A 25676-nucleotide genomic window follows, 5' to 3' on the forward strand; every position below is an offset into this window, starting at 1 on the left:
AAATCCCATCACCCGTGACGTTGGTCAATCGAAGCTGGGTAACCAGTTTCACCCACACGGGTGCGAACCTCGGACGTGTTCGGCAATCCGTCATCGCTGCCGGCTCATTCAAACGGCAGCCGCGCAGAGAGTGAGGCAAGATCTTGAGGAGATCACTGCTAGCGCTGGCAGCAGCCATCGTACTTCCGCTGAGCACGCTGGCCGTGCCGACTCCCGCGTTCGCTGCGGGTTGCACGACTACGAAGTACATAGAAATGCGGTTCGCCGAGGCCCCGTGGCGCTACGGCTACAGCAGTTCGTCCGGGGTGGCAGGATACGCGTACCCCGAATACACCTACATCATGGACGGACGCTGCGTCAGCCCAGCCGGCCTCTTGTGGTACCGAAGGGCTGCGGATCCAAGTGTGCTGTACATCTACAGCGCGCACCGGATCAACTAGCCTCGCACCTTGAGAGGGCATTCGGGGTGGTCACTGCGTTGAAGCGCGTCCGTGCCGGGATGATCGGGCCCTTCGCCCGGGCGGGCTACCCCGCAGCGGCCGATTCGGCGAGCCCTCGTCAACCTTGACGGCTCTTTGACATCTGCATCGAGCGGGCGGTGGCGCGGGCGGCGGTGTCGATGAGGTCTGCGACCGGGCCGGGTTGCGAGACTGCCACCGCGTGGGAAGCGGCGATCTCAACCGCCGTGGACCCCGCCCGGTCGGCCAGGAAGCGCTGCAGGTCCGGCGGAATGCCCTGGTCCTGGGTGGTGATCAGGGTCCAGGAGGGGATCGTCTTCCAGGCGGCCTTGGTCACGCTCTCCTCCTGGGCGCTCGCAGAGGCGGGCCGTTGCGTTGCCGCCATGACTTCGGCGGTGCCGCTGTCGACGTCGGCGGCGAACACCTCGGGGAACTTGTCCTGGAAGATGTACTGATCCATTGTCGTGCCGCCGTCGTCGGAGGGGATCGACACCATGTTGATGCTGGTGGCGAGCTGACTCCCGGGGTACTTGGTGAGCAACCCGATCACACTTTCGCCTACGTCCGGGCTCACGCTGGCGACGTACACCAGGGCCTTGACGTTGGCGGCACCGGCGGCGGCCTCGGTCATGACCAGCCCGCCGTAGGAATGGGCGGCCATCACCACCGGTCCGGGCAAGCTGTCCAGAAGGGCCCGAACGTAAGCGGCGTCCTTCTGCACACCGCGCAGCGGGTTGGCGACGGCAATGACCGGGTAACCCCGGCCCTTGAGGTTGGCAATCACCCCATTCCAACTCGACGAGCCGGCGAATGCCCCGTGGATCAGCACAACTGTCGGCATCTCCTGGGCAGACATGTCAGAAGCAGTGCTCATCTGGAGTTCCTTTCGAGAGGCCTCGCCATCCGCTGCCTGCGGTTGCAGGCCGGACGGACGAGGACGGTCGGCGGAGCATTTCCCCGTGAATCAGCCCGCGATCCCGATTCAGATGGGGTTGCAGCATCCAGAATTCAGCATTGATGAGGCCACTGTCAGCGAGATCGAAGAACGAAGCGCCTCGCCAAACGCCTGGCCGGTATCCGACTCGGACACGACCTGAGCTGTCGGTCGCTGTCCGCACGCTGGGCGGCCACCGGAGTGCCACGCCAAAACCCTCCGACAAGGGTAAGACCGAACGTTCTGTCGCTAAGATGGTGGGATGGCGAGCGACGAACCCACTGCCCGGCCCTCCGAGGCACGCCTGAAGCTTCTCCGCACGGCGACCAGGATCTTCTACGCGGAGGGAATTCACGCCGTCGGCGTCGACCGGATCATCGCCGAGGCGAAGGTGACCAGGGCTACTTTCTACCGACACTTCCCCAGCAAGGACGACCTCATCCTGGCCTACCTGCGTGAGGTGCATCAGCTGGAGCGCGGCATGGTCGACGAGGCCCTCGCCGCCAACCGATCGCCGGTCGATCCGCTCCTGGCCATCGCCAATTCCATCGCCCAGAACATCCAGTCCCCCGGGTTCCGTGGGTGCGCGTTCCTGAACGCCGCGGCGGAATATCCCGACACGAACCATCCGGTGCACCAAGAACTCGTGGCCCACCGGCAATGGTTCCTGGACACCATCACCACGCTCATGGCACAGGTCCACGAAGGAACGGCGGATCCCGCAGCGCGCCACTTCGTCATGCTCCGCGACGGCGCCATGGCAGCCGGATGCCTCTCCGACCCCCCAATGGTGTCCGAGACCTTCCTGCGCGGTATCGAAGGACTGCTCAGGATCAACTCGGAGCGTCAGTCGGCGGAGTCAGCCGGTTAGCCCCTGCGCGACCAGCCCGCACGACTAGAGCTGGGCCACCCCGGGTGAGGGATGACCCAGCTCGTCGGCGATGGCGCGGACGGCCGCACGGCTCAGATCAGCGGCCGTACGCCTCCAGCAGGCGCAGCCAGACCTCGCTGACGGTCGGGTACGCGGGCACGGCGTGCCACAGCCGCTCCAGGGGGACCTCACCGACGATGGCGATCGTCGCGGCGTGGATCAGCTCCGCGACGTCCGGGCCGACGAGGGTGAGGCCGACGATCACCCGCCGGTCCTCGTCCACGACCATCCGGGCCTGCCCCTGGTAGCCGTCGGCGTGCAGCGCGGCCCCGGCGACGGCGGCCATGTCGTAGTCGACGACCCGGATCCGCAGCCCGGCGGCCTCGGCGGCGGCTGCCGTCAGCCCCACCGACGCGATCTCCGGGTCGGTGAAGACGACCTGCGGCACGGCGCGCTCGTCGGCGGTGGCGACGTGCCGACCCCACGGGCGGTCGTCTGCCGCTTCTCCCCTGGCCCGCGCCACGATCACGTCGCCCACCGCGCGAGCCTGGTACTTGCCCTGGTGGGTCAGGAGCACACGCCGGTTGACGTCCCCGGCCGCGTACAGCCATCCGTTGCCGACCAACGCGCCGGCATCGTCGACCACCCGCAGGGTGTCGTCGACAGTGAGCCAGGCGCCCGGCTTCAGGCCGATCCGGTCGAGGCCGATGTCGTGCGTGTTCGGTGTGCGGCCGATCGCGACGAGGATTTCGTCGGCCTCGACCTGTGCGCCGTCGGTGAGCGTGAGGTGCACCGTGCCGTCGCCGTCGCGTTTCACCGACGTGACCTCGGCACCGAGACGCACCGAGACGCCAGCTTCCCGCAGAGACTGCGTGACCCGCTCGCCGACGAACGGCTCCGCCAGCGTGAGCACTCCGTCGCGCACCAGCACCGTCACCGCCGATCCGAGGCCGGCGTACGCGGTCGCCATCTCCGTGGCCACCACGCCACCACCGATGATGGCGAGCCGGCCGGGAACCGCGCTCGCGGCGGCTGCCTCACGGCTGGTCCACGGTGCCGCCTCGCGCAGACCGGCGATGTCCGGCACCAGTGCGCCACTTCCGGTCGCGATGACCACCGCGTGTCGGGCGGTGAGCGAGGTGGTGGCGCCGTCCGCGCCGGTCACCTCGACGATCCGGTCGGCGCCGATCCGCCCCTGACCCCGATACAGGGCGATCCCCGCGGAGTTCAGCCAGGACACCTGCCCGTCGTCCTTCCAGTGCGAGGCGAAGGCGTCCCGGCGGCGCAGCACGGCCGCCGCGTCCAGCTCGCCGGTCACCGCCTCCCGCGCGCCGGGCAGCTGACGAGCCGCCCGCAGCGCGGTCTGGCTGCGCAGCAGCGCCTTGGTCGGCATGCAGGCCCAGTACGAGCACTCGCCACCCACCAGTTCCCGCTCGACGATCGCGGCGGTCAGGCCGCCCTGCACGACGCGGTCGGCGACGTTCTCCCCCACCGGCCCCGCACCGATGACAACGACGTCGTACGTGGCGTTCTGCACGTCAGTTTCCCTTCGCGGCGCGGCCGAGGCGGATGGCCGCGATGAGGAAGAAGATCGCGCCGGGGATGGCGTAGCCGATCGCGTTGGTAAGCGCCGGGTTGTCCGCGGAGGCGGCCGCGACGAACGATCCGCCGGCGATGACGGAGATGCCACCGCTGATGATCATCGGCCATTGGCCACCCATCTTGCGGCGGGTGACGGCCACGATCAGCTGAACCAGTCCGGCCACGACCGCCCAGGCGCCCCAGACGCGCAGAACCGCAGGGATGCCGGACGCGCTGGCAACGCCCAGGCCCACCGCGGCGAGCAGGCTGATCGCGACGTTCACGTACAGCAGGGTGGGCGATCCGGTGGCCCGCGACGCTCGGACGTCGACGATGGCGGCGGCCACGTCGAACAGCGGGTAGAGCACCAGCAGCGCGGCGGTGAGGGGGTTGAGGTGCTTGGCGAGTGGGAACGTCACGGCAGCCCAGACGATTGCGAAGGCGAAGCGACCGAAGTACAACCGCCGCAGGGCAGCGGCCGTCGTCGAGATGCCGGGAACGGCAACGGTGGTCATGGTCATCCTCTCGGTGATTCCGGAGCGAAGGGACTCCCAGCGGGGGGCGAGCCACCGCTGGAAGGGGAAGGGCGGTGCTACTCGATGTTCGAGAACAGCCCCGTGATCTCGACCTGGGCGCCCTGGAGCCCACCGAAGACGGCACCGGCGGCGGGCGTCGCTACTGCGGCAGCGGCGTCCTCGTAGCTGGCGAAGTACAGGTCGAGCGTCCGGTACGCGGGAGTGGGCGTGCCGTCCTCCTTCGGCCACACCTTGGCCGACTCGACCCGCTGAAGCTTCGGGAACGTCTCCGCGGCCCGGCGTACGTCGGCGTAGACCTTCTCGAACTCGTCCGGGTCGGCGGGGTTACCGATGACAATGGTGATCTTGGTGGGCACGGTGCTCTCCTTCAGGCACAGTCGTCCACCCCGAATAGCAGCAGGTGGAACGAACGTTCTGTCTGCAAGAACCGTACCTGCACAGCTTTCCGCCGTCAAGACCGACCGTTCTATCTAGTCGGCGCGATGGCGATTGAACTCGCCGCCAGCCCGCGCAAAGAGGCACCCTTTCGACGCGAACGCGCAGTTCGTGCCTGGTCGGGCGGTTACGCGACGAAACGGGTTAGCGCGGAGACCGACCTCCGCGTCACGCCTCGGAGTCGCGATCTCCGGACGTCTCCCGTCCGATCGGCGAGGCGGAAACCTCCAGCGGCTGGCCCCGCCTTCGCAGCGCGTCCAGGAGCGCGACCAGGGCCAGCACTCCGGCCACCACGCTCAGCCCGGCCATCGGCGTCCAATGAGCCAACGCTGGCGTGAACAGCAACAGGGCTACCAAGCCGATGATCTGGGTTCGGGAGGCCTGGCCGAAGATCTCGTACTCCAGCCGCATCCGGGCGACGAGGAAGAGCATCGGACCGCCCACCACGAACAGCAGCCAACTGGGTCGAGGCTGCCCGAACGGATGATCGATCACCAGCTCGTATCCGACCGCCGTGACAAGCACGCTCAGCACAATCAACAGATGCGTCCGTTCCGACACCGCGCCCAGCCGGCCGGGCATACCCGCCCGATCGAACGCCTCGGTCAGCAGCAGACCGGCGCGGTGGAAGTAGATCCGCCAGAGCAGCGCGCTGGTGGCGAACGCGACCGCGAAGGCGGCTGCGCGCTCCGCCGAGTAATCCGCGCCGCTGAAGACCACGCCGATAACCAGAATCGACTCACCGAGCGCGATGAGGACCATCTGCTGATAACGGTCCGCGAGATGGGTCCCCGCGATCCGCCACCGACCCACCTTCGAGACCCCGAGCCACGGCAGCGGCCAGCCCAATATCCAGGCGAGGTAGTCGACAGCGAGGGCGACAACCCACAGCGGCAGGCGGAGATGATCCGGGCCCAACGCGCCGGCCAGCCACAGCGGGGCGCTCGCCAGAGCCCACACGACAAGCCGGAAGGGCACCAGCCGTCGCGGATGGCCACGCAGCGCGACGGCGACCACGAGCGGCCGCACCACCATCACCAAGAGGTACGCGACCGCGAACGGCAGTGCTCGCTCCTCCATGGCGCGGGGCAGCGTCACCGCCATGACCAGGCCGGCGAACATGGTGCCGACCACGACGGCCTGAATGATCGGCCGCTCCGGTTCGTACCGGCTGGTGATCCAGGCGGTGTGCGACCAGATCAACCAGAGCGCCAGAAAGAGCAGCAGGGTACGCCCGAACCCCGTGACGAGCGTCAAACCGGTGTCATCGCTCAAGCCGGCGAATCGTTGCGAGACCCGGGTGAGGGCCACAACGAAGGCCAGATCGAAGAACAGCTCCAGGAACGTCGCCCGACCCGAACTCCTTGGAGGGCGCAGCAGCTCGGCACCCCGCCCCGCCGCCATCGTCCGCCTCCGTCCGCCCCTCGCTACCAACGAGCCGGCCACCAGCGGAGTTGCGTCAACGCTCACGTGGTGTCTGGCGTGGCGCCCCACACGCTGCTGTCCCTGAGGCGCAGGTCGTGCGGCTGAGCGCGGATGACGAGCGCCGCCGGGAGGTTGCCTGCTCGATACCCTGCGTCTGTGCGCCGACCTCCACCTCATGACACAAACCGCTCGCATGGGACCCAGGTGCGCGGTGGATGAGGTGGAGGAGGTGTGGACGCACGCCGAGCTGGGATGACCTGAACATCATCTGGAACCACGCCGCTGACTACGGCGCTGACGGAGAGGCTCCCGACGGCACTCCACCCGGGATCGTGCAGCTGTCGTATCTGCTACGTGTCTACAACTCAGTGATGGGTGGTGGCCTGGGCTTCGCTCTTGAGGTGAACGAGCCCTTCCGGCTGAGACGGGCCATGGACGCGATGCGGTACTTCGGTTTGGCGGAACTCGCCGAGCTGCTAACAGACGTCATCGAGCACGACCTGGACGGTGACCGCGCCGATTCCCCGGACGACGACCTGGAGACCCTCCTCGGCCCTCGAGGCGAGCCCCTAGCGACTGCGTTCAGAGCCAGAGCTGCTGACAGCCCCGCCGACTTCGGCCTGGAATGACGGCGGCGCGTCTGGCGTGACCGTGACGGGCGGGCGTTGACCGGTCATGGCACGAACGCGGAGGGCAGCCCGAGTTCGGCCCGGGCCACCTCGATGAAGCGGCGCTCCGTCTCCCACAGGGCGTCGAACCGATCCGCGGGCAACGCCTGGGCCTCGCTACCCGCTCGTGTGGCCGCCAGGAGCCGGGCCTGGCGCACCAGCTCCGACGAGCCGCTCACCACCTCGACATTGCCGGCCACCAGCCGAAGCGCGGTCTTGGTGCTCTCCAGCCGCTCCCGGTAGCGGCTTCCCTCGTCGTCGAAGAACGGCATGAGATCACCCGGATCACGCGGGCGCGGTACCGCTGTGATGCGCGCCGCCGGGTTGAGGACGTGGGCCACGTACTCCCGGACGGCGCTGATGAAGTCGGTGTACGCGTTCAGCCGGATGTCTCGCCACTGTCGATCCTGGTCGCGCCGCCACAGCCGATCCTGGGCCCGGACGGTGAGCCACCCACCGATCAGGACGGCCAGCATTGTCGTCGTCGCGGTGACACCCGCCTGGATCAGACTCACCGGCACCACCGTTCGCATCGGTCGGTGACTCACCCTACCGCCCGTTGTCACCCGTCCCGCCGAAGGAATCCGTGCCGTCCTCCGCTCGCCGATTCCCAGGCCGTGGTGCAGGAATCAGTCACAAGATCGAACGGAACACGCAGACGTCGGTTTGATATAGATCTCAACCAATGTATTGTGGGAACGCTCCCAGACCGTGTCCACCACCCACCTGCTCGAGGAGCTGAACATGTCACGACGACGTCGTCGCCCGGCCGCCATGCTGGCCGGGTTGCTCGTTCTGGCCCTGGCTGCGTCTCTGTCGCCACCATCGCCGGTGGCCGGCACCGCCGCGGCCGGCCCATCCAAACCCCGTGCTGTGGCACTCGCTGAGCTGACCGTGGTCTCCGAACGGGTGGCTTTCGGTCTGCAGCGTCCGATCGCGATCACTGGCCTGCCGGACGGCCGGATGCTGATCGCGGAGAAGAACGGCACTGTCCGCGCCTACCACCCCGACACCGGCCTGGCCCCCGACCCGGTGATCGACCTGACCGCCCGGATCGACGCGTCGGACAACGAGCGCGGCCTTCTCGGCATCACTCCGGCGCCGAACTTCGCGCGGACCGGGATGCTCTACGTGGCCTACACGAGCCTGCCGGCCGGCGCGCTGACCCTGGCGCGAGTGCCCATCAACGCTCCTGATCGGGTGCAGGTGCTGCTCACCCAGGAGCACGCCGAGTACGGCAACCACAACGGCGGACAGGTGGCCTTCGGCCGCGACGGCTACCTCTACTGGTCCCTCGGCGACGGTGGCTTCGCGAACGACCCGTTCAAGAGCGGCCAGAACCTCGGCACCCTGCTCGGCAAGATTCTGCGAATCGACGTCAACCGCAGCTGCGGGGGAAAGCCCTACTGCGTGCCCTACGACAACCCGTTCGTCCGCACGGCGGGCGCGCGGCCGGAAATCTGGGTCTACGGGCTGCGCAACCCGTGGAAGTTCTCCATCGACCCGGCCGACAACTCGCTGTGGATCGGTGACGTCGGCCAGGGTCTGATCGAGGAGATCAACCACGTCCGCCCGTCGCAGCGTGGCGCGAACCTCGGCTGGTCCTGTCGAGAGGGCACGCCGGTCTTCGACGAGACGCAGTGCCGGCCGGGCGTGCGGCTCACCGACCCGGTCGTCGAGTACGACCACTACATGACGGAGAACTGCTCCATCATCGGCGGCCTGGTGTACCGGGGGTCCGTCACCCCGGAGGCGCGGGGTACCTACATCGCTAGCGACTACTGCTCGACCCGCGCTTTCGCCGTGCGTCCCAAGTCCACGGGTGGCTACGAGTCCGCTGAGATCGGCACCTTCCCCACTCAGCCGACGGCGTTCGGCGCCGACGTGAACGGCGAGCTGTACGTGCTCAGTGACCTCCCGGGGTGGCTGAGCAAGGTGCGGTTCGAGCGGGTCCAGCCGACCCCCACCGGCGGGGCGACGATCCGCTGAACCTCGGGTGACACCCGCGCTACCTCTGGGGACGGCCGCGTTCGGCGGCCGTCCCCAGGCTCACTCCGATGCAGGCTCGGGCGCCTCTGTTGCGGGATCCACATCCCGGCTTTAGCCACCCGTCGAGGCAATCCACGATGAGCCTGATGGAACATCACTGGGCTCCGCCCCAGCAGTACTGTCCGGCACCAGCTCAAGCAGACGGCGCGACCGGGGACCGCAGGCCGAGCCACTGCTCGGCGTCCCAGGCGTGGAACCGCTCCACCTCCACATGGCAGCCGGGCGATGGTGGCCCGTTGCTCTCCTGAGCAGGATCTGGCCGATCATCGCCCCGTCGAGATCAACGACGAAGCTCCCGGGCCACCGCTCGGGCACTCCGGGCATCTCGCGCTCAAGCTCTCCAGGCAGGCGCGGACCACCGAGGTAGGTGTTCACCTTTGGCGACGCCAGCAGCTCGATGAACGCAGCACGGTCCCGGGCCTCGGGCGCACGGAGCACGAGCCTCTCGGTCCTGATCGGAGCAGGCGGCCAATCGACCGCTCCCAGGTCTGCCATGCGCGTCATCGGTCGAGACTGGCACACCTGGGTCATGGAAACCCGACCCAGCCAGCCGGGTTGTCAATGTCAACAGTCACTCACGCGGCGCGGCCCGAAGGGCACAGCAGCCCCAGCGTCATCCCCTGGTGCGGTATGCGCTCGAGGCCCATGGCCGGCGACGGCGTCCGCGAGGGACGCAGTCAGGCTTCTGCTCCCGGTAACGTGCGGAAATGACAAGAAGCGAGCGAATCGCGGACCAGCTGGACCGGCACTGGCACAAGAACCTGCGGCCGCGGCTGCACGGTCTCGCCGATGAGGAGTACTTCTGGGAGCCGGTGCGTGGCTGCTGGAGCATCCGCCCACGTGGCACGTCGGCCGCACCGATGGCGGCGGGTTCGGGGGAATGGACGATGGACTTCGCGTCCCCAGATCCGGTGCCGTCGCCGGTGACCACGATTGCCTGGCGGCTGGCGCACATCATCGTCTCCTGCCTGGGCTACCGGGTCGGATGGCACTTCGGCGGCCAGGACGTCAACTCCCAGACGTTCGCCTACGCGGGGACCGCCGACGAGGCGCTGAAACAGCTCGACGAGATGTATGGGAGATGGAACGCGGGGGTCCGCGAACTCTCGGACGCCGACCTGGAGAATCCGCCCGCTGTGGGTCCCGAGCGGTTTCCCATGGAGGGCATCGTCCTGCACGTCAACAGGGAGCTGATCCATCACGGCGCCGAGGTCTCCCTGCTGCGCGACCTCTACCGCTGGCAGGACGGAGCCGCGCCGCGCCGTGTATGACTCTCGGTATCCGGCGACCACTTCGGAACCTGAGGGTGGTCCGCTGGTGGTCCGCCGGCACGGCCTGGTCGTGGTGGTGAACCACACGGGCCTCCGTCAGGCCGGCTCGCCGCCGATGCCGATCTCGTTGCCGTCCGGGTCGCGGAAGGTGGCCTTGCGGACGCCGTTGTCGTAGGTCTCGCGCCCGGCCGGCTCCAGGCCGCGCTCGGCGATCTGCGCGATGCGGGCGTCGAAGTCGCTGACAAAGACGGTGTGCATGGCGTGCCCGGCATGGTCGGGCCGCACCTCGATGAACACATACCGGTGCTCGGCGAGTTCCCACAGGTGCGGCACCCGACCTTCCGGCGATGCCGGCCCTCCGTTCGGCCCGTATCCGCCGCTGGCGCCCGAGCGGGGCGGCACCAGCCCTAACGGCCTCATAAGCTCCACGGGCTTGACTGATCAATCCCACGGAGGAACCCGGTAATGCCCAAGCAACTCGCCCGGCGCTGGCTTGCCGGGTTCGGGGTCGTAGGCGCGCTCATCGCCGTCTCCGCGATCCCCGCCTTCGCCGCCCCTGCCGCCGACGACCTCGATTTCTACGCCAGGGATGTGGTTGTCGCCCCCGGTGGTCCTGCTAAAGGATCGAACCTCTTTGCCCGTACCCGCACCAGCACCATGGAGTGGGGCGAATACACGGTCAAGGTGGACCGGAGCAAGGTCGCTGGCTTCGCCGACGTGAGGAACGACGGCAGTACTGACTCCTGTACCGAGTCTGGTGCGATCCTCACCTGCAAGGTGGTGGCAGAGGAAAACGACTACTACACGTACATGACCATGGTCAACCTGGTCGTGCGGGCGAAGAAGAGCGCCACGCCCGACCAGCAGGGCGATATCAAGTTCACCGTCACCGATGGCGACGGCGGTTCGGCCACCTACCACTCGAGCGTCAGCATCGGTGAGGGCGTGGATCTCGCCGGCATCGAGCAGGGGCTCCAGCTGACAGGCGTCCTCGGCGGCACGCTCGACGTCCCGCTCACAGTGGCGAACCGCGGCGAGAAAGCCGTCCACAGCGTGGTGCTGTTCTTCGAAGGCGGCTACGGTCTCGGCCCGTCGAAGCGGTACAAGAACTGCGAGTACAGCCCTGCCGACTCCTTCCGCCACGCCTTCGCCTGCCGGTTCCCCAACACCATCGCGCCGGGCGGCGCCGCACGGCTGGACTCCAGCTTCGGTTTCACAGTGCCGACCGACGATCCGGCCCCGAACGGTCATACCGGCGTGGCGCACTGGTACACGCCGGCAGACTGGGAGGAGTCCCAGTCCTTCAACCCAGCGCGACTTGGGCAGCAGGGCACCGAGGGGGAGCTGAGGCTTGAGCCGGTTGGTCTACAAAGCAGGTCGCGGCAGACAGACGTCAACGACCAGAACGGCACTACGGTGATGAGACTCCAGGTCAGCGGTGACCAGGGGGCTGAGGTGGCGGCGCTCGGGACGCCGGCGACCGTGACCGGAAAGGTCGGCGCCACGGTGCCGTTGAAGGTCGGCTACGTCAACAACGGCCCGGCGGCTGTCAACGTTGACGGAGCCAAGGATCTGCGGGCCCGTACCGTACTCTCGCTGCCGACTGGCGTCACGGCCGTACGCGTTCCGATGACCTGCTCGAGCTATGGCGACTGGGTGCCCGGAAAGCTCGGCGCCAAGGAGTACCGCTGCGGCGAGAACAGACGCCTGGCGCAGGGCGAGAAGATCGAGTACGAGTTCGAGCTGCGCCTCGACGAGGCCGGCGCCCGGGCCGCCCAGGTGCGGCTGACCTTCGACACGGGCGTGGACCTCAACCCAGCCAACGACAGTGCGACGATCACCCTCATCGCGAGCGCTGACGGTGGGAGCGAGATTCCCGGCGGGGATGACGGCCAGGGAGGCGGGGACACCGGCGGCTCGCTGCCGATCACCGGTGCCAAGGCCGGCCTGACCGCCGGCATCGGTGGCGTACTGCTCGCCGCCGGCGCCGCGGGCTTCGTGGTGGCCCGCCGCCGCAAGACCCGCTTCGTCGCCTGATCTACTCCCCTGCACCAACCGTGCCCCGTCGACCTCAGGGCGGCGGGGCACGGGTTCGCTCTCATGACCTGACGTGACTCCGCACGGTCGTCGTCCTGGCGCTCAGGAGCACCTGGGCCCTGAGGTCGTGCGGCCTGCCGCAGCAGTTAGTGACCTCGGTCCGGGCGGAGGAAGCACGACAGCAGTTGCCTGAACTCCTGCGGGTGCTCGATCGACGGCACGTGCCCGCATCGGCCGAACACGTGCAGACGGACGTCGGCCAGGTGGTCGAGCAGGGGCTGGGCTGCCGTCTCGGGCGGGGTGACCCGGTCCTCGGCGCCGTGAACGAGCAGCACGGGCGCGCGCACCGCTGCGAGCGTTTGCGCCGAGAGGGTGAGCTCGTCGACCCATCGTGCCCTGGGCGGCGGGAACAACGACGCGAATGCGGCCTCCCCCGCTCGCATCGCGGCTGCACGGGCCTCGACGGCCGAGTCGGTCACGAGAGCCTGGTCGAGGACGAGGCGACTCAGCATGTCCCGTGCCCCGATCGGGCCGGCGGGGGCGGCCCAGACCGCGTCGAGTTCGGCGGACAGCGGCGCCCCCGGGGCGCCCATCGTCGAGACCGCCACGACACGGGTGACCTGCTGGGGGCGCGCGGCCGCCAACGCCAGCGCCACAGCACCGCCCATCGAGTGACCCACCACGGCGTAGTGCTCGATACCGAGAGCATCCATCAGGCCCGCGGCCTGCTCCGTCCACAGCCGGAGCCCACCCCTGGCGCCCGCCGGGATGGGTGTACGGCCGAACCCCGCCTGGTCAGGAGCCACCAGGTGCCAGGACGCGCCCAGCGCCTGCGCCGTCGTCGCCCAGGCGCCGGACCCGGTCGTGCCGGGTCCGGAGCCGTGCAGCATCAGCACCGCGGGCCCCGTGCCGCTCTCCAGGACGTGGACGGGGGAACCGTCGACTGTGACGGTCCGAAGTGCCGTCACCGGGGCAGGCCAGGTGTGCTCATGCCGATGCGGGGTCGACAGACTTCGAAAAGAGCTCCATCATCGCCCTGCCGAATTGCGGCATGTCGGGCCACCCCCGGCAGGAGACGAGATTGCCGTCCACGACGTCGGGAGCGTCGATGACCGTCGCGCCCGCGTTCTCCATGTCACCGGTGATCGGGGGGAAGCACGCCGTCTTTCGACCCTTCAGCAGCCCGTACACCGCTGGCACCTGCGCGCCGTGGCACACCAGCGCGATGGGAAGGTTGCGCGCGAAGAAGTGCTCGGTGATGCGCCTGACGTCGGCGTCGACGCGGATCCACTCGGGGGCGCGTCCCCCAGGAATGATGAGGGCGTCATAGCGCTCGACGTCGACCTGCGCCCATGGCACGTCGACCGGCAGCTTGCGGCCGTTCTTCTCGACGTAGGCGTCGGAGTTGGGGTCGAACTCGTGGATGACCAGTTGCACGTCGCGCATCGTCCGTGACGAGACGTCGACGTCCCAGCCGCCCTCCTGCACGCGGTAGTAGGGATACATGGTGTCGAGCTCCTCGGCGGCGTCGCCGGTCAGGAGCAGCGCTCTGGGCACCTGCTTCTCCTCGCATCTGGGGGCGGGTGAGGTGGATCCAATCCGATCCGATCAGGATTGAGTCAGCATTCCTGGGCACAGCGCGCCCGTCAAGCCTCTACCGCCATTGCGCCCGCGCCTTCGATCTCGTCGAACAACCGTCGAAAACGCTCGCCGGACCGCAGGATGTGCCGACGCATCGCGTAGGCGGCGGCGTCGGGGTCACGCGCGGCGATCGCGGCGACAACTTCCTCGTGCTCGGCCATGGCGAGGTGGGTGACCTGGGTGTCGTGGTGCAGCCGGAAGAGGTGCACGTGGCTGTGCAGGCGAGCGAGCGCCTCACGGATGACCTGGTTCTCCGCGCTCAGGGCGACGAGATCGTGAAAGGCGGCGTCGCGCAGCCCGAAGGCGCCATAGGCCATGGGCCCGTTGCCCCCCTCCAGCTCCGCCATCTCCTCCAGCATCCGTCGCAGACCGGCCACCTGCTCCGAGGATGCGCGTTCAGCGGATCTGCGCGCCGCCGCCGGCTCGAGGAGCAGGCGGACCTCGAGCATGTCCTCGAATCGGTGGCGGGTTATTTGAGGGGGAATGCGGTAGCCAGCATGGGGTACGCGCACGACCAGGCCCTCGGCCTCCATGCGGTTCAGAGCGTCTCGGATCGGCGTCTGCGAGACCCCCAACTCCCGAGCCAGGACGTCGATCGTGACGCGGGAGCCAGGCTCGATCCGTAGCGACATCAGCTGTTCGAGCAGCGTGTCGTACACCTCGTCGGCAAGCCGGCCGCCAGATTTTCCCGGCAGCGTTGCGCCCGTCACGGCCCTGCGGCCCCGCGCGATCATCGCTTCGTCGTCCATCGTGACGTGAGGTCCCTTCTTGCACCTTCGGGAATCTGTTGACATCAGTCACAAGGCTGCGACATGCTGACGCCCCAACTCGATCGTATAGGAAAAGTGCCGGATGCTCGCCGTCCGGCACGATCGCGGAACCGCCCGCGATCGCTCCACTTCGATCACCTGGAGCTCCCATGGGCGTGCTCGAGCCGGTCCGCGGGTCGGCCCCCGCGCCAGCCCGGCGACACGCCTGAACAACCCAGCAACTGCTCGGCGAAGCACATAGCGAGGTTCTAGAAGTCCCCACCGAGAAAGCAGGCTTGAAATGCGCCATCCGAAGCGAATAGGAAGAATGTCCGCTCCCGGCCGAAAGGTACGGCTGGCGTCGGCGGCCATGCTGCTGGTGGCCACGACCATGACGGCTTGCGGCGAGGGCAAGGACGACGGCGAGAAGGCGAGCGCCCCCAAGGCGCCGGCGACCATCCCGGAGCTCACCAAGGATCCGCTGACCCTCAGCTTCATCTGGTTCGACTGGCCGCCCGCCAAGGCACTGGAAGCCTTCGCGAACGCGGAGTACAAGAAGGAACGGCCGAACGCGACCATCAAGGTCAACACCGTGCCGAACGCGAACTGGCACGACGCGATGTTCACCCAGTTCGCGGCGCGCAAGACCGACTTCGACATCGCGATCCTGGACTCGCAACACATCGGCGAGGCCGTGACGAACGGCAACATCCTCGACCTCACCGACTTCGTCAAGGAGAACATCGACGTCGCGGCCTACAACCCGTACCTCCTGGCGGCCTACGGCCAGTTCCCCCAGGCGGAGACCGGCAAGCGCGACGAGAACGCCAGCCTGTACGGACTGCCGCTGCTCGGCGACACCTGGACGATGATCTACCGCAAGGACCTGATCGGCGACAAGCCGCCGCAGACCTGGGACCAGATGATTGCAGCCGCCGAGAAGTGCCAGGCGGACAACCCTGGCGTCAGCGGGCTGGCTTTCCACCAGGCCAACGGCTCCGACGCCGCGGCCGTCACCTACAACACTGTCAACGGCGTCTACGGCGGTAACCTCTGGGACTCCAAGACGCGCAAGATCGATGGCGTCATCAACGACGCTGCGGGCCAGGAGGCGATGGACGTCCTGGTCAACAAGATGAAGCCGCTGACCGCCAAGGGCTCCGGCAACTGGTTCATCGACGAGGTGAACGCGGCTGTCGCCCAGGGCAAGGCCTGCATCGCGTTCAACTGGATCGCCGCGAGCGGCGGCCTGCTCGATCCGAAGCAGTCGACGCTCGGCACCAGCCGGGAGCAGATCCTCGACAAGCTGGGTTTTGCCACCCTGCCGAGCCAGAAGACGAACCTGGTCCCTCTCGGCGGTATGGGGATGCACGTGTCGGCCTACTCCGCCACGGCGAACCAGACCGAGGCCCTGAACTTCATGAAGTGGTTCGAGCGGGCTGACATCCAGAAGAAGTGGGCCGCGGCCGGTGGCGTGCCATCGCGTACGGACGCCCTGGAGTCGCCCGAGTTCCTCAATGCCGGGCCGTTCAACCAGGTGTACACCGACTCGGTTCCGCGGATGCGGGACATGTGGAACGTGCCCGAGTACGCGCGCCTCGTCGACATCGAGAACACCAACGTGAACGCGGCTCTCAACGGCGCGAAGAAGCCGAAGGATGCGCTCGACGACATCGCCAAGGAGCAGCAGGGCGTTCTCGACTCGAGCAGCCGCAAGGGTGGCGGCGGACTGTGAGTGACCCCGTCCCTCTGACGACCGACGATCCCGGGCAGGTCCCCTCGGCTGGGCGACCGGGGGCTCGCCGTGGCCTTCATCTCCCCCGCGATGCTGCTGTTGCTCGCCATGTCGGTGTTTCCGTTGCTGTGGGCGTTGTACCTGTCTTTCACCGACTACTCGGCCACCCGCGGAGGGCCCGCCAATTTCATCGGATTCGGGAACTACACCGCCATCCTGACGTCGGCGCAGGTCCACACGAGGGCTCTGACGACGTTGATCTACGTGGTCGGCGCGGTCGGCCTGCAGACAGTGCTCGGATTCGGCATCGCCTACCTGATCTCACGGCGCACACATGGGCGAGGAGTGCTGACCACTCTGTTCCTGGTTCCGATGATGCTGTCGCCGGTCGTGGTCGGGCTGTTCTGGCGATTCATGCTCGACGCGCAGTTCGGCGTGGTCAACAGCATGCTCGGCTCGGTCGGCCTGGGGCAGGTGGAGTGGCTCACACGGCAGCGAACGGCACTGCTCTCCCTGATCGTGGTCGACACCTGGCAATGGACGCCGTTCATCATGCTCATCGCGCTCGCGGGCCTCACCGCGGTTCCCAAGTACCTCTACGAGGCCGCCTCGATCGACCGGGCGTCCGAGTGGTTCCGGTTTCGTACCATCACGCTTCCGCTGGTATGGCCACTGCTTCTCATTGCCGTGATGTTCAGGGCCATCGAGGCGTTCCGGCTGTTCGACCTCGTCTACATCCTCACCAACGGAGGCCCGGGTGTCTCCACCGAGACGTTGTCGTTCCACATCTACAAGGTCGCGTTCCTGGGCTTCAACACGGGAACCGCTTCGGCGTACGGGATTCTCATGGTCCTCGTCGTCATCGTCCTCACGCAGTTCTACCTGCGCTACCTGAACAAGCTCAAGGAGGGCTGATGGCCGTCTCCGTCGACGAGGCCGTGTCCACAGGTCCTACCCGGGACCACACGCCCCCCGCGCGCCGCCTGGGCGGTCGAGGCCGCTCGGTGCTGGAGGTCGCGCTGCTGACCGTGCTGGCCGTCGTGATGCTCTTTCCGGTGTTGTGGATGATCGAGACGTCCATCAAGGAGAACCGGGACGTCTACGCCATCCCCGCCAAGTTCTTCGACTTCAAGATCACTCTGGAGCACTACAAGGACGTGTTCGTCGACCCCGACGGCGGTCGCTCGGCCTTGTCCGTCGCGTTCCTCAACTCCGTCGTGGTAGCCGGGGTCTCCACGGTGCTGGCCACCGTGCTGGGGGTCCCGGCGGCCTGGGCCTACTCACGTTTCGCCGTGAAGGCCAAGAAGGACCAACTGTTCTTCATCCTGTCCACGCGCTTCATGCCGCCCGTGGTGGTCGTGGTCCCGATCTTCCTCATGTACCGCCAGGTCGGGCTCATCGACAACAAGCTCGGCCTGATCCTCATCTACACCGCGTTCAACGTCCCGTTCACGATCTGGATGATGAAGGGGTTCGTCGACGAGGTGCCCGCCGAGTACGAGGATGCCGCCATGCTCGACGGCTACACCCGTTTGCAGGCGTTCCGGCTCTTCACCCTTCCCCTGCTCGTGCCCGGCATCGCCGCGACGGCGGTCTTCGCACTCATCTTCTCGTGGAACGAGTTCGTGTTCGCCACCTTCCTCACCTCCAGCGACGACGTCCGGACGGCCCCGCCCGCCATCGCCGGTCTCATCGGCGGCACCACTACGGACTGGGGCCTCGTGGCCGCCGCCTCCGTGGTGTTCGCCCTACCGGTGCTGGTCTTCGCGTACCTGGTGCGCAAGCACCTCATCGCCGGCGTGACGCTCGGGGCGGTGCGACGCTGATGGCGGGCATCGAGGTGACCGCCCTGCACAAGCGCTACCCGGACGGGACTGTCGCGGTTGAGCACGTGAACCTGTCCATCGGCCACGGCGAGTTGTTCGTGATGCTCGGCCCCTCGGGTTGCGGCAAGACGACCACGCTGCGGGCCATAGCCGGCCTGGAGAGGCAGACGACGGGCGACATCCGCATCGGCGACACGCTGGTCAACGACCTGCCGCCCGCCGAGCGCGACATCGCCATGGTGTTCCAGTTCTACGCCCTCTACCCGCATCTGAAGACCCGCGACAACCTGGCGTTCCCGCTGCGGGCAGAGGGACTGCCCAAGCCCGAGGTGCACGAGCGGGTCACCGAGGCCGCCCGGCTGATGCGGCTTGGTCCGCTCCTGGACCGGCGACCGCGTCAGCTGTCCGGCGGGGAGCAGCAGCGCGTCGCGCTCGCTCGCGCCCTGGTGCGACGACCGCGCGCCTTCCTCATGGACGAGCCTCTCACCAATCTGGACGCGGAGCTGAGGGCGGACATGCGCACGGAGATCAAGCACCTGCAGGGGGAACTGGGGGCGACGATGGTCTACGTCACCCACGACCAGGTCGAGGCGATGTCGCTCGGTCACCGAATCGCCATCCTCAACAAGGGCCGCGTCGAGCAGATCGGCACGCCGCTGGAGGTCTACGACCGCCCGGCGAGTCTCTTCTGCGCCGCTTTCATCGGCTCCCCGCCGATGAACCTCATCGAGGTGGAAGTGGCTGACGGGAAGCTGCGCGGTCAGGGCGGACTGGCCCTCGCGCCACCGCCGGGCCTGCCGCGCGACCGTCGCCTGATCGCAGGCGTCCGGCCGGAAGCGCTGGAAGTCACCGAAGCAGGGGCGGAACGTTCGGTCCCGGCCCGCGTGGTCTCGGCGGAGTGGCTGGGCGACGAGATCATCTACGTGGTCGACCACGGCGGCCAGCGCGACGTACGGGTTCGGATGCCACCGACTGTCCGTTTCGCCGCTGACGCAACGGTCGGGCTACGGCACACCGGCGGGACGCCGGCGGTCTACGACGTGAGCACGGAAGAGCTGGTGGCCTGATGGGAACCGTTGCCGCGCACGGGCTGCGCAAGTCCTTCGGAAAAGTCCAGGCCCTCGACGGGGTGACGCTGGACGTGCCGGACGGCTCGTTCTTCGTCGTGCTCGGGCCCTCCGGGGCGGGCAAGACGACGACCCTGCGAGCGATAGCCGGCCTTGACAAGCTTGACGCCGGGTCGGTGCATCTGGACGGCAGGGACGCGACCGATGACACCCCGGCCGCACGCGACCTGGCCATGGTCTTCCAGAGCTACGCGCTCTACCCGCGACACACGGTGTACGAGAACATCGCGTCGCCGCTGCGGGCACGCCGCTGCTCTTCGGGCGAGATCGCCACTGCCGTGGAGCAGATGTCGAGCCTGTTGCACATCGAACGTCTGCTGCAGCGTCGTCCCGCGCAGTTGTCGGGCGGTGAGATGCAGCGCGTCGCCCTCGCCCGGGCGCTGGTCCGTCGCCCGCGCGCGTTTCTCATGGACGAGCCGCTGACGAACCTCGACCTCAAGCTCCGCGTCGAGATGCGCACCGAACTCACCCGCATCCACCGCAGCCTCGGAGCGACCTTCGTCTACGTGACAAACGACCAGGTCGAGGCCCTGTCCATGGCCGACCAGGTCGCAGTCCTCAAGGAGGGGAAGGTGCAACAGGTCGGGACGCCGACCGAGGTGTACGAGCGTCCCGCCAACCAGTGGGTCGCAGGATTCGTCGGGAGCCCCCCGATCAGCCTGCTCGCCTGCCACACCGAGGGAGATCGTCTGGTCGGTGCGGCAGGCTGGACGCTGCCGCGGCCCCGCTGGACCACGGCTGAGGACGGTCGTGAGCTGCTGCTGGGCCTGCGGGCGGAGGACCTCTCCGTCGAGCAGCGTGGGAACGCGTCGTTGTCGGGTGAGCTCTACGGGCTTGAGCCGCTCGGTGACCGAACGGTGGTCGACGTCCGAGTGGGGACGGAGATCCTCAAGGTCAAGGCACGACCCACCGTCACCGGTACGCCGGGCGAGCGGCTGCTCGTCACTGTCGATCTGGATCGTGCGCACCTGTTCGATGCGGGCACCGGGCTGTCGCTGTCCGAGGCGGGGCGGTAACGGCGCCCGGCGGCGACGGCGACATGCGCCAGCACATGGCAATCGAGCCTCGGCGGACCGTCACCAGTGCCAACGGCCTGACGACGCGGGGACGGCCGTGGCCCGCGAAGGCGATCGGCGGCGCGGGGCGTCGCCCCGCAGACCGGGCCGGGGCCACATTCGACCCGCCCGGCAACCTCGCCCCCCGACGAGGGCGTGTGACCCGTCCGTCTCCGCGCGCAGCGCGACCGCTGAGGCACGCCGGACATCACGAAGAAGATCACAGGAGGCGACGCGATGAGTGACCCGATGAACGTGCTGGCCCCCGAGCATCGGCGGCTGCGGATCGGCGACGCCTGGCGCGACGCCGCAAGCGGAGCCACCTTTGCCGTCGAGGACCCGGCCACCGGCAAGACCATCGCCGAGGTGGCGGACGCCGATGTCGTTGACGGGCTCGCCGCCCTGGACGCGGCGAGCACGGCGATGGCGCAGTGGGCGGCGACCCCGCCGCGGAAACGGTCAGAGTTGTTGACCGCGACGTACCGGGCACTGACCGAGCGATCCGAGGAGGTCGCCCGGCTGATCACGCTCGAGATGGGCAAGCCGCTCGCCGAGGCTCGGGGAGAGGTGGCCTACGGCGCCGAGTTCTTCCGTTGGTTCGCCGAGGAGGCGGTGCGCGTCGAGGGGCGCTACAGCACCGCTCCCTCAGGTGGGTACCGCATCCTCACCGTGCCGAAGCCGGTCGGACCGTGCGTCTTCGTGACGCCCTGGAACTTTCCGTTGGCCATGGGTGCCCGCAAGATCGCTCCTGCGCTGGCCGCGGGCTGCACGACGATCACCAAGCCAGCAGGCCAGACGCCACTCACCATGCTGTTCCTGGCCCGCATCATGGAGGAGGTCGGCGTTCCCCCGGGCGTCGTCAACGTGGTGACCACCAAGCGTTCCGGCGAGGTGGTCTCCGCACTGCTGGCCGACGGTCGGACCCGCAAGCTCTCGTTCACCGGGTCGACCGAGGTCGGGCGCGTACTGCTTCGACAGGCTGCGGACAACGTGCTGCGCACGTCCATGGAACTGGGCGGCAACGCGGCATTGATCGTGTGTGCCGACGCTGACCTGGACGTCGCGCTCGACGGTGCCATGGTGGCCAAGATGCGCAACATCGGGGAGTCCTGCATCGCGGCCAACCGGATCTACGTCGAGGAGCCCGTACGCGAGGAGTTCGCGGCGCGCTTCGCCGAGCGGATGGGTGCGCTGTCGATGGGCCATGGTCTCGACGACGGCGTGAACGTCGGGGCGTTGATCGACGACGCCTCGGTCACCAAGATCGACGAACTGGTCGCCGACGCGGTCGATCGCGGCGCCCGGGTCCTGGTGGGCGGCGAGCGTCCGGACGGGCCGGGCCACTTCTACCCGCCTACCGTTCTCGTCGACGTGCCCGAAGACGCGCGGATGCTGAAGGCGGAGATCTTCGGCCCGGTGGCGCCGATCATCTCGTTCACGTCCGACGACGAGGTGATGGCGAAGGCCAACGACACCGAGCACGGCCTGGCCGGATACGTCTTCACCCGTGACCTCCAGCGGGCGCTCCGGTTCGCCGAGGGGCTGGACACGGGGATGCTCGGCATCAACCGTGGTCTGATATCGGATCCGTCAGCTCCGTTCGGAGGCGTGAAGCAGTCCGGGATCGGCAAGGAGGGGTCGCACGAGGGCATCCTCGAATACCTCGACCTCACCTACGTGGCGATCGACCTACCGTGACGGGCCTGCTGCTCCGGGCGCCCGCCGAGCATCACCGCGCCACCAGGGCGGCCAACCTTGCCGACGCCGTCCCGGTCTCGCAGGTGACCTGGACGTCCGCCCAGCACATCGCCGACGTTCCGGAGAGGCACCGACATGCTTGAGACCGTCCGTGGACCACGCCAGTTGATAGTGGGCGAAGGGGTCGCGCAGAACATCCCACGAGTGGTGGCCGAGAGCGGCTCGCGAGTCCTCATCGTGACCGACCAGGTTCTTCTGGGGCAGCCAGGCGTGGCCGAGATCGTGGCCGCCGTCCGGGAGAAAGTCACGGTCGTCGAGGTGTTCTCCGACGCGACTCCGGACGTGCCACTCTCCGATGTCGCAGTGGCCGTCTCGGCCGCCGCCGAGGTGGACGCCGACGTGATCCTCGCCATCGGGGGCGGCACGGTGATCGACCTCGCCAAAATCGTCGGCGTCATCCGGCGCCACGGTGGGAGCCCGCGCGACTTCTACGGCGAGTCGAGGGTGCCGGGGCCGACGCTTCCCCTCGTCGCGGTCCCGACGACGTCAGGCACCGGCTCCGAGCTCACACCCGTCTCGGTGTTGACCGACCCGGACCGCGAGCTGAAGGTGGGGGTTTCCAGCGTCCACATCGTGCCCGACTTCGCCATCGTCGACCCCGAACTCACCTACACCTGCCCCGCGACCGTCACCGCCCACTCCGGCATCGACGCGTTCTGTCACGCGGTGGAGAGCTACACCGCGCGACCCCGGGCCCACGGACCGCGCGACCCGGTGGAGCAGGTGTTCCTCGGCCGCAACCCGATCACCGATCACTACGCGCTCCGGGCCGCGGAGCGAATCGCCCGTAGTTTGCGTCGTGCTGTCACTGACGGAGGCGACACGGACGCGCGCGCGGACATGTCCTACGGGTCCATGCTCGCCGGGCTCGCCTTTTCCCACGCGGGCAACGCGGCCCCGCACGCTCTCCAGTACCCGATCGGCGCAGCCACGCACACGCCGCACGGCCTGGGCGTCGGGCTGCTACTGCCCTACGCGCTGGACGCGGCCAAGGATGCCATCGGTGACCGGTTGGCCATCCTCGCCCGGGTGTGCGGGCTCGACGTGACCGACGCCTCGGATGCCGAGGCCGCAGATGCGTTCCTCATCTGGCTCGACGGGCTCCTTGCCGACATCGGCATCCCTCGCACCTTGGCGGACATCGGCGTGGCACGCGCCGACCTCCCGCGCTTCGCGGAAATGGCCAGTGGCGTCACCCGCCTGATCCAGAACCATCCAGGCCCGACCGACACCGCCAGCCTGACCGCGATCCTCGAAGCGGCCTGGACCGGGGACCGGACCCGACACGCCCTGACTCCGAGCAGAGACAGTGACCGGCCTTTCACATGACGACGGCTGAGCCGAGCATTCCGACGCCCCGGGTGCGTGCCCTGCCTGGCAGTCGGTTCACCGCTCCGGATCGGCCGGGAGCCGATGCCGGCGGATCAGCCGCTGCCCGATGAAGGTTCGCCAGACCCGGTCCGCGACAGTCGGTTCGACGATCCAGAGCCGACGCTGCGCCTCGGCGAGGGTGAGCGGCGCGCTGAAGAGATCCAGGAACAGCCGGCTGCTGCGGTTGAGTGCGAACACCTGGCCGTCGACCCGGCGGAACAGGTGCCGGTCCGCCAGCAGGTCGCCGGGGACGCCTTCCTGCTCGTCGGATCGGATTCGCCGGTATGCGTCCCAGACCTGCTCGTCGTCGCGATCCACGAAGGCGCCGTTGGCGAGGAACTCGGTCTGGTCGTCGGTGTCGTGGCGTACCCGGTCGTGGGCGAGGAGGCCGCGTACCGCGGTGCCGTACCGGTCGTGGTAGAAGAACGTGTGCGGGGTGTCGGTGGCGCCCAGCCACGGACGGTGGTAGTGCCCGGGGTTCAGTCCAGCCTTTGCCTGGGCGACCTCGGCCTGCGCCGCCGCGGTGACCGGCTCGTCGTACTTGAGCATCCGGACGATGTCGGCTCCCTCCACCGGCCGCACGTTGGTGATGCCGAACCGGTCCGGCTCCTTGGCGACGATGGCGCCCGGCGTCAGCATGAAGTCGCCGAGCCCGCCGAGGGTCCACAGGTCCGGGTTGTCACGCAGGAAATTGACGCTGTCCAGTGCCTCGTCGCGGGTCTCGGTGGGGAAACCAGTGAAGCCCATCATCTGCACACCAATGTTCGCCTTGGTCATCGCCATCATGGTGCGTCGTGCCTGCTCCGGCTTCGTGCCCTTGTCGATCAGATCGAGGACGCGCTGGTTACCGGACTCGAAGCCGACTGAGATGGCCACGCAGCCGCTGCGCCTCAGTAAGTCGCAGCGCTCGTCCGACCAGTACTTCTCCAGCCGGATCTCGGCACCCCAGCGGAAGTCCAGCCCTCGCTCGACGACCTGCTCGGCGAAGCGCAGGATGGTCGCGGGAGCGAGCACATCGACCGAGAAGTAGATGAACTTGGCGAACTTCGACAGTTCGGTGACATCCGCGATCATGGTGCTCACCGTGTCCTGCCGCCATGGGCTGGTGGGACCGTCGGTGTTCAGTCCGTAGTCGCAGAACGTGCACTTGTTCCAGTAGCAGCCTCGGGTCGGCGAATAGTAGACGAACCGCTCCGGGCTGAGGTAGAGGTCCCAGGGCAGGCCGGAGAAGTCCGGGACCGGCACCTGCGCCAGGCGTTCATAGCGCAGGGGCAGTTGACGCTGGCGGCCGTACTTGGGGTGCAGCCGGACGTTGGGGTGCCCGGCTGGCAGCGTGCCCGCCGCCACCGCGTCCAGGATCTCGGTGTAGGCGCTTTCCCCCTCCCCGACCACGATCGCGTCGAAGTCGGCCAGCACCTGGAAGACGTACTCGGGTTTGCTGGCGCACTTCCAGACGTCGGAGATCTCCGTGCCACCCGCGATGAGGAAGACGTCCGGGCAGGCCTGCCGAACGAGTCGGGCGATCCAGAGCGCGAACGGCAGCTGCCACTGGTAGGTGGCGCTGATGCCGATCACCTGGTGCCCGCCAGCGGCCAGCCGTGGGATCAGCACGTCCTCGTAGTACGGCAGGAAGGGTCGGTTGAGCCGAGCGAGCAGCGCCTCGTCCGTCAGCGCGGCCACCGAGCCGATCGAGATCATCGGCGGTGGGTGGAGCCGGAAGCCGGCGTGGAACTGCCCGGGGAACCCGACCGTGCCGAGCGCGTCCATCCAGGAGATGACGCCCTCGACGGCGTCCTGGTAGTGCCGGTAGTCGTAGAACAGGGTCGGATCCTGCAGCACCCCGATCGACCGGCGCAGCCGCTCCGGATCGGGGTCGGGCAGGCCGAGCTGGTTCGCCCGGGCCATCAGCGCGTCCGGGCCGCTGAGGTTGTCGATCGAGAGCCGGGACAGCTCCCGCCGAAGCCAGTCGTACGCCGACGGGGTGTACGAGTGGTGGAACGCCTCGATGTTGGCGTCGATGATCTCCGCCGGCTGGTGTCCCTGTGCCCGGGCGTACGAATCGAGGTAGTTCAGGGAGTGGTATCCCGAGGTGGGATCGGTCAGCGGGGGGTAGATCAGTGCTGCCTTCACCGTGCCGCTCATCGACTCC

General features: G+C 68.1%; 24 protein-coding genes. 13 read left to right on the forward strand and 11 right to left on the reverse strand.

Features of this window, described 5'->3' with window-relative positions:
* Positions 1-558: 558 nt before the first annotated feature.
* Positions 559-1314 (reverse strand): alpha/beta hydrolase, encoded by a 756-nt coding sequence (locus KBX08_RS04355; RefSeq protein WP_247668851.1) that lies wholly within the window; start codon positions 1312-1314, stop codon positions 559-561.
* Positions 1315-1417: 103 nt separating this feature from the next.
* Between KBX08_RS04355 and KBX08_RS04360 the strand changes: the two genes are divergently transcribed.
* Both KBX08_RS04360 and KBX08_RS04365 read left to right on the forward strand, forming a co-directional pair.
* Positions 1418-1555, forward strand: a complete 138-nt coding sequence (locus tag KBX08_RS04360; protein ID WP_210781235.1) for a hypothetical protein — start codon at positions 1418-1420, stop codon at positions 1553-1555.
* A 99-nt stretch (positions 1556-1654) separates the two neighbouring features.
* Complete coding sequence (locus tag KBX08_RS04365; RefSeq protein ID WP_210781237.1) at positions 1655-2263, forward strand: TetR/AcrR family transcriptional regulator; 609 nt, start codon at positions 1655-1657, stop codon at positions 2261-2263.
* 97 nt (positions 2264-2360) lie between these two features.
* Here KBX08_RS04365 and KBX08_RS04370 read toward each other — a convergent pair whose 3' ends face one another.
* From KBX08_RS04370 to KBX08_RS04385, 4 genes are all read right to left on the reverse strand, one after another.
* A complete protein-coding gene (locus KBX08_RS04370; protein ID WP_210781239.1) occupies positions 2361-3800 on the reverse strand; it encodes an NAD(P)/FAD-dependent oxidoreductase in 1440 nt (479 codons plus the stop codon).
* A 1-nt stretch (position 3801) separates the two neighbouring features.
* Positions 3802-4359: a hypothetical protein gene (locus KBX08_RS04375; protein WP_210781241.1), complete on the reverse strand. Its 558-nt coding sequence runs from the start codon at positions 4357-4359 to the stop codon at positions 3802-3804.
* Between the two features lie 77 nt (positions 4360-4436).
* On the reverse strand, positions 4437-4736 hold the full coding sequence (locus tag KBX08_RS04380) for a hypothetical protein (protein ID WP_208646694.1): 300 nt from the start codon (positions 4734-4736) through the stop codon (positions 4437-4439).
* 247 nt (positions 4737-4983) lie between these two features.
* The gene (locus tag KBX08_RS04385) at positions 4984-6219 is read right to left on the reverse strand and encodes a low temperature requirement protein A (protein WP_210781243.1); all 1236 of its coding nucleotides are present in this window, start codon (positions 6217-6219) and stop codon (positions 4984-4986) included.
* Positions 6220-6455: 236 nt separating this feature from the next.
* Between KBX08_RS04385 and KBX08_RS04390 the strand changes: the two genes are divergently transcribed.
* The gene (locus tag KBX08_RS04390) at positions 6456-6869 is read left to right on the forward strand and encodes a hypothetical protein (protein WP_210781245.1); all 414 of its coding nucleotides are present in this window, start codon (positions 6456-6458) and stop codon (positions 6867-6869) included.
* Positions 6870-6913: 44 nt separating this feature from the next.
* Here the strand turns inward: KBX08_RS04390 and KBX08_RS04395 are convergent, their stop codons facing one another.
* On the reverse strand, positions 6914-7423 hold the full coding sequence (locus KBX08_RS04395) for a hypothetical protein (RefSeq protein ID WP_210781247.1): 510 nt from the start codon (positions 7421-7423) through the stop codon (positions 6914-6916).
* A gap of 229 nt (positions 7424-7652) precedes the next feature.
* Between KBX08_RS04395 and KBX08_RS04400 the strand changes: the two genes are divergently transcribed.
* Together KBX08_RS04400 and KBX08_RS04405 are read left to right on the forward strand one after the other, a co-directional pair.
* Positions 7653-8897, forward strand: a complete 1245-nt coding sequence (locus tag KBX08_RS04400; protein ID WP_210781249.1) for a sorbosone dehydrogenase family protein — start codon at positions 7653-7655, stop codon at positions 8895-8897.
* Between the two features lie 767 nt (positions 8898-9664).
* On the forward strand, positions 9665-10228 hold the full coding sequence (locus KBX08_RS04405) for a DinB family protein (protein ID WP_210781250.1): 564 nt from the start codon (positions 9665-9667) through the stop codon (positions 10226-10228).
* Positions 10229-10324: 96 nt separating this feature from the next.
* On the opposite strand, the gene KBX08_RS04410 is transcribed toward KBX08_RS04405, so the two are convergent.
* Positions 10325-10561: a VOC family protein gene (locus KBX08_RS04410; RefSeq protein WP_247668852.1), complete on the reverse strand. Its 237-nt coding sequence runs from the start codon at positions 10559-10561 to the stop codon at positions 10325-10327.
* Positions 10562-10693: 132 nt separating this feature from the next.
* Here KBX08_RS04410 and KBX08_RS04415 point away from each other — a divergent pair, with 132 nt between their 5' ends.
* A complete protein-coding gene (locus KBX08_RS04415) occupies positions 10694-12265 on the forward strand; it encodes an LPXTG cell wall anchor domain-containing protein (protein WP_210781251.1) in 1572 nt (523 codons plus the stop codon).
* Between the two features lie 146 nt (positions 12266-12411).
* On the opposite strand, the gene KBX08_RS04420 is transcribed toward KBX08_RS04415, so the two are convergent.
* The 3 genes from KBX08_RS04420 to KBX08_RS04430 all read right to left on the reverse strand — a co-directional run bounded on the left by KBX08_RS04420 (position 12412) and on the right by KBX08_RS04430 (position 14655).
* Positions 12412-13233 (reverse strand): alpha/beta fold hydrolase, encoded by an 822-nt coding sequence (locus tag KBX08_RS04420; RefSeq protein WP_210781252.1) that lies wholly within the window; start codon positions 13231-13233, stop codon positions 12412-12414.
* Positions 13234-13252: 19 nt separating this feature from the next.
* A complete protein-coding gene (locus tag KBX08_RS04425) occupies positions 13253-13822 on the reverse strand; it encodes a DJ-1/PfpI family protein (RefSeq protein ID WP_210781253.1) in 570 nt (189 codons plus the stop codon).
* An 89-nt stretch (positions 13823-13911) separates the two neighbouring features.
* Positions 13912-14655: a GntR family transcriptional regulator gene (locus tag KBX08_RS04430; RefSeq protein ID WP_247668853.1), complete on the reverse strand. Its 744-nt coding sequence runs from the start codon at positions 14653-14655 to the stop codon at positions 13912-13914.
* A gap of 328 nt (positions 14656-14983) precedes the next feature.
* On the opposite strand from KBX08_RS04430, the gene KBX08_RS04435 reads away from it, so the two are divergent.
* The 7 genes from KBX08_RS04435 to KBX08_RS04465 all read left to right on the forward strand — a co-directional run bounded on the left by KBX08_RS04435 (position 14984) and on the right by KBX08_RS04465 (position 23485).
* Complete coding sequence (locus KBX08_RS04435; protein ID WP_247668854.1) at positions 14984-16390, forward strand: extracellular solute-binding protein; 1407 nt, start codon at positions 14984-14986, stop codon at positions 16388-16390.
* Between the two features lie 90 nt (positions 16391-16480).
* Positions 16481-17305 (forward strand): carbohydrate ABC transporter permease, encoded by an 825-nt coding sequence (locus KBX08_RS04440; RefSeq protein ID WP_247668855.1) that lies wholly within the window; start codon positions 16481-16483, stop codon positions 17303-17305.
* Complete coding sequence (locus KBX08_RS04445) at positions 17305-18216, forward strand: carbohydrate ABC transporter permease (RefSeq protein ID WP_210781256.1); 912 nt, start codon at positions 17305-17307, stop codon at positions 18214-18216. The genes KBX08_RS04440 and KBX08_RS04445 overlap by 1 nt, the downstream gene beginning before the upstream one ends.
* On the forward strand, positions 18216-19283 hold the full coding sequence (locus KBX08_RS04450) for an ABC transporter ATP-binding protein (protein WP_210781257.1): 1068 nt from the start codon (positions 18216-18218) through the stop codon (positions 19281-19283). The genes KBX08_RS04445 and KBX08_RS04450 overlap by 1 nt, the downstream gene beginning before the upstream one ends.
* Positions 19283-20359 carry an ABC transporter ATP-binding protein gene (locus tag KBX08_RS04455; RefSeq protein ID WP_210781258.1) on the forward strand — a complete coding sequence of 359 codons (1077 nt, stop codon included), beginning with the start codon at positions 19283-19285 and terminating at the stop codon, positions 20357-20359. The genes KBX08_RS04450 and KBX08_RS04455 overlap by 1 nt, the downstream gene beginning before the upstream one ends.
* 276 nt (positions 20360-20635) lie before the next feature.
* Entirely contained in the window at positions 20636-22096 is a 1461-nt protein-coding gene (locus tag KBX08_RS04460; protein ID WP_210781259.1) for an NAD-dependent succinate-semialdehyde dehydrogenase, read from the forward strand.
* A 135-nt stretch (positions 22097-22231) separates the two neighbouring features.
* Positions 22232-23485, forward strand: a complete 1254-nt coding sequence (locus tag KBX08_RS04465) for an iron-containing alcohol dehydrogenase (protein ID WP_210781260.1) — start codon at positions 22232-22234, stop codon at positions 23483-23485.
* Positions 23486-23542: 57 nt separating this feature from the next.
* Here the strand turns inward: KBX08_RS04465 and KBX08_RS04470 are convergent, their stop codons facing one another.
* The gene (locus KBX08_RS04470; RefSeq protein WP_210781261.1) at positions 23543-25669 is read right to left on the reverse strand and encodes a radical SAM protein; all 2127 of its coding nucleotides are present in this window, start codon (positions 25667-25669) and stop codon (positions 23543-23545) included.
* Between the last annotated feature and the right edge of the window lie 7 nt (positions 25670-25676).

It is taken from the genome of Micromonospora sp. H61, assembly GCF_018070325.1.
GTDB lineage: Bacteria > Actinomycetota > Actinomycetes > Mycobacteriales > Micromonosporaceae > Micromonospora > Micromonospora salmantinae.

Excerpts from the sequence above, each read along its gene's own strand:
- KBX08_RS04400 (WP_210781249.1), top strand. The coding sequence starts at position 7,653 with ATGTCACGACGACGTCGTCGCCCGGCCGCCATGCTGGCCGGGTTGCTC.
- KBX08_RS04375 (WP_210781241.1), bottom strand. The coding sequence starts at position 4,359 with ATGACCACCGTTGCCGTTCCCGGCATCTCGACGACGGCCGCTGCCCTG.
- KBX08_RS04470 (WP_210781261.1), bottom strand. The coding sequence starts at position 25,669 with ATGAGCGGCACGGTGAAGGCAGCACTGATCTACCCCCCGCTGACCGAT.
- KBX08_RS04415 (WP_210781251.1), top strand. The coding sequence starts at position 10,694 with ATGCCCAAGCAACTCGCCCGGCGCTGGCTTGCCGGGTTCGGGGTCGTA.
- KBX08_RS04365 (WP_210781237.1), top strand. The coding sequence starts at position 1,655 with ATGGCGAGCGACGAACCCACTGCCCGGCCCTCCGAGGCACGCCTGAAG.
- KBX08_RS04385 (WP_210781243.1), bottom strand. The coding sequence starts at position 6,219 with ATGGCGGCGGGGCGGGGTGCCGAGCTGCTGCGCCCTCCAAGGAGTTCG.
- KBX08_RS04450 (WP_210781257.1), top strand. The coding sequence starts at position 18,216 with ATGGCGGGCATCGAGGTGACCGCCCTGCACAAGCGCTACCCGGACGGG.
- KBX08_RS04430 (WP_247668853.1), bottom strand. The coding sequence starts at position 14,655 with ATGGACGACGAAGCGATGATCGCGCGGGGCCGCAGGGCCGTGACGGGC.
- KBX08_RS04460 (WP_210781259.1), top strand. The coding sequence starts at position 20,636 with ATGAGTGACCCGATGAACGTGCTGGCCCCCGAGCATCGGCGGCTGCGG.
- KBX08_RS04455 (WP_210781258.1), top strand. The coding sequence starts at position 19,283 with ATGGGAACCGTTGCCGCGCACGGGCTGCGCAAGTCCTTCGGAAAAGTC.
- KBX08_RS04440 (WP_247668855.1), top strand. The coding sequence starts at position 16,481 with ATGCTGCTGTTGCTCGCCATGTCGGTGTTTCCGTTGCTGTGGGCGTTG.
- KBX08_RS04355 (WP_247668851.1), bottom strand. The coding sequence starts at position 1,314 with ATGTCTGCCCAGGAGATGCCGACAGTTGTGCTGATCCACGGGGCATTC.
- KBX08_RS04405 (WP_210781250.1), top strand. The coding sequence starts at position 9,665 with ATGACAAGAAGCGAGCGAATCGCGGACCAGCTGGACCGGCACTGGCAC.
- KBX08_RS04465 (WP_210781260.1), top strand. The coding sequence starts at position 22,232 with ATGCTTGAGACCGTCCGTGGACCACGCCAGTTGATAGTGGGCGAAGGG.
- KBX08_RS04390 (WP_210781245.1), top strand. The coding sequence starts at position 6,456 with ATGAGGTGGAGGAGGTGTGGACGCACGCCGAGCTGGGATGACCTGAAC.
- KBX08_RS04445 (WP_210781256.1), top strand. The coding sequence starts at position 17,305 with ATGGCCGTCTCCGTCGACGAGGCCGTGTCCACAGGTCCTACCCGGGAC.
- KBX08_RS04435 (WP_247668854.1), top strand. The coding sequence starts at position 14,984 with ATGTCCGCTCCCGGCCGAAAGGTACGGCTGGCGTCGGCGGCCATGCTG.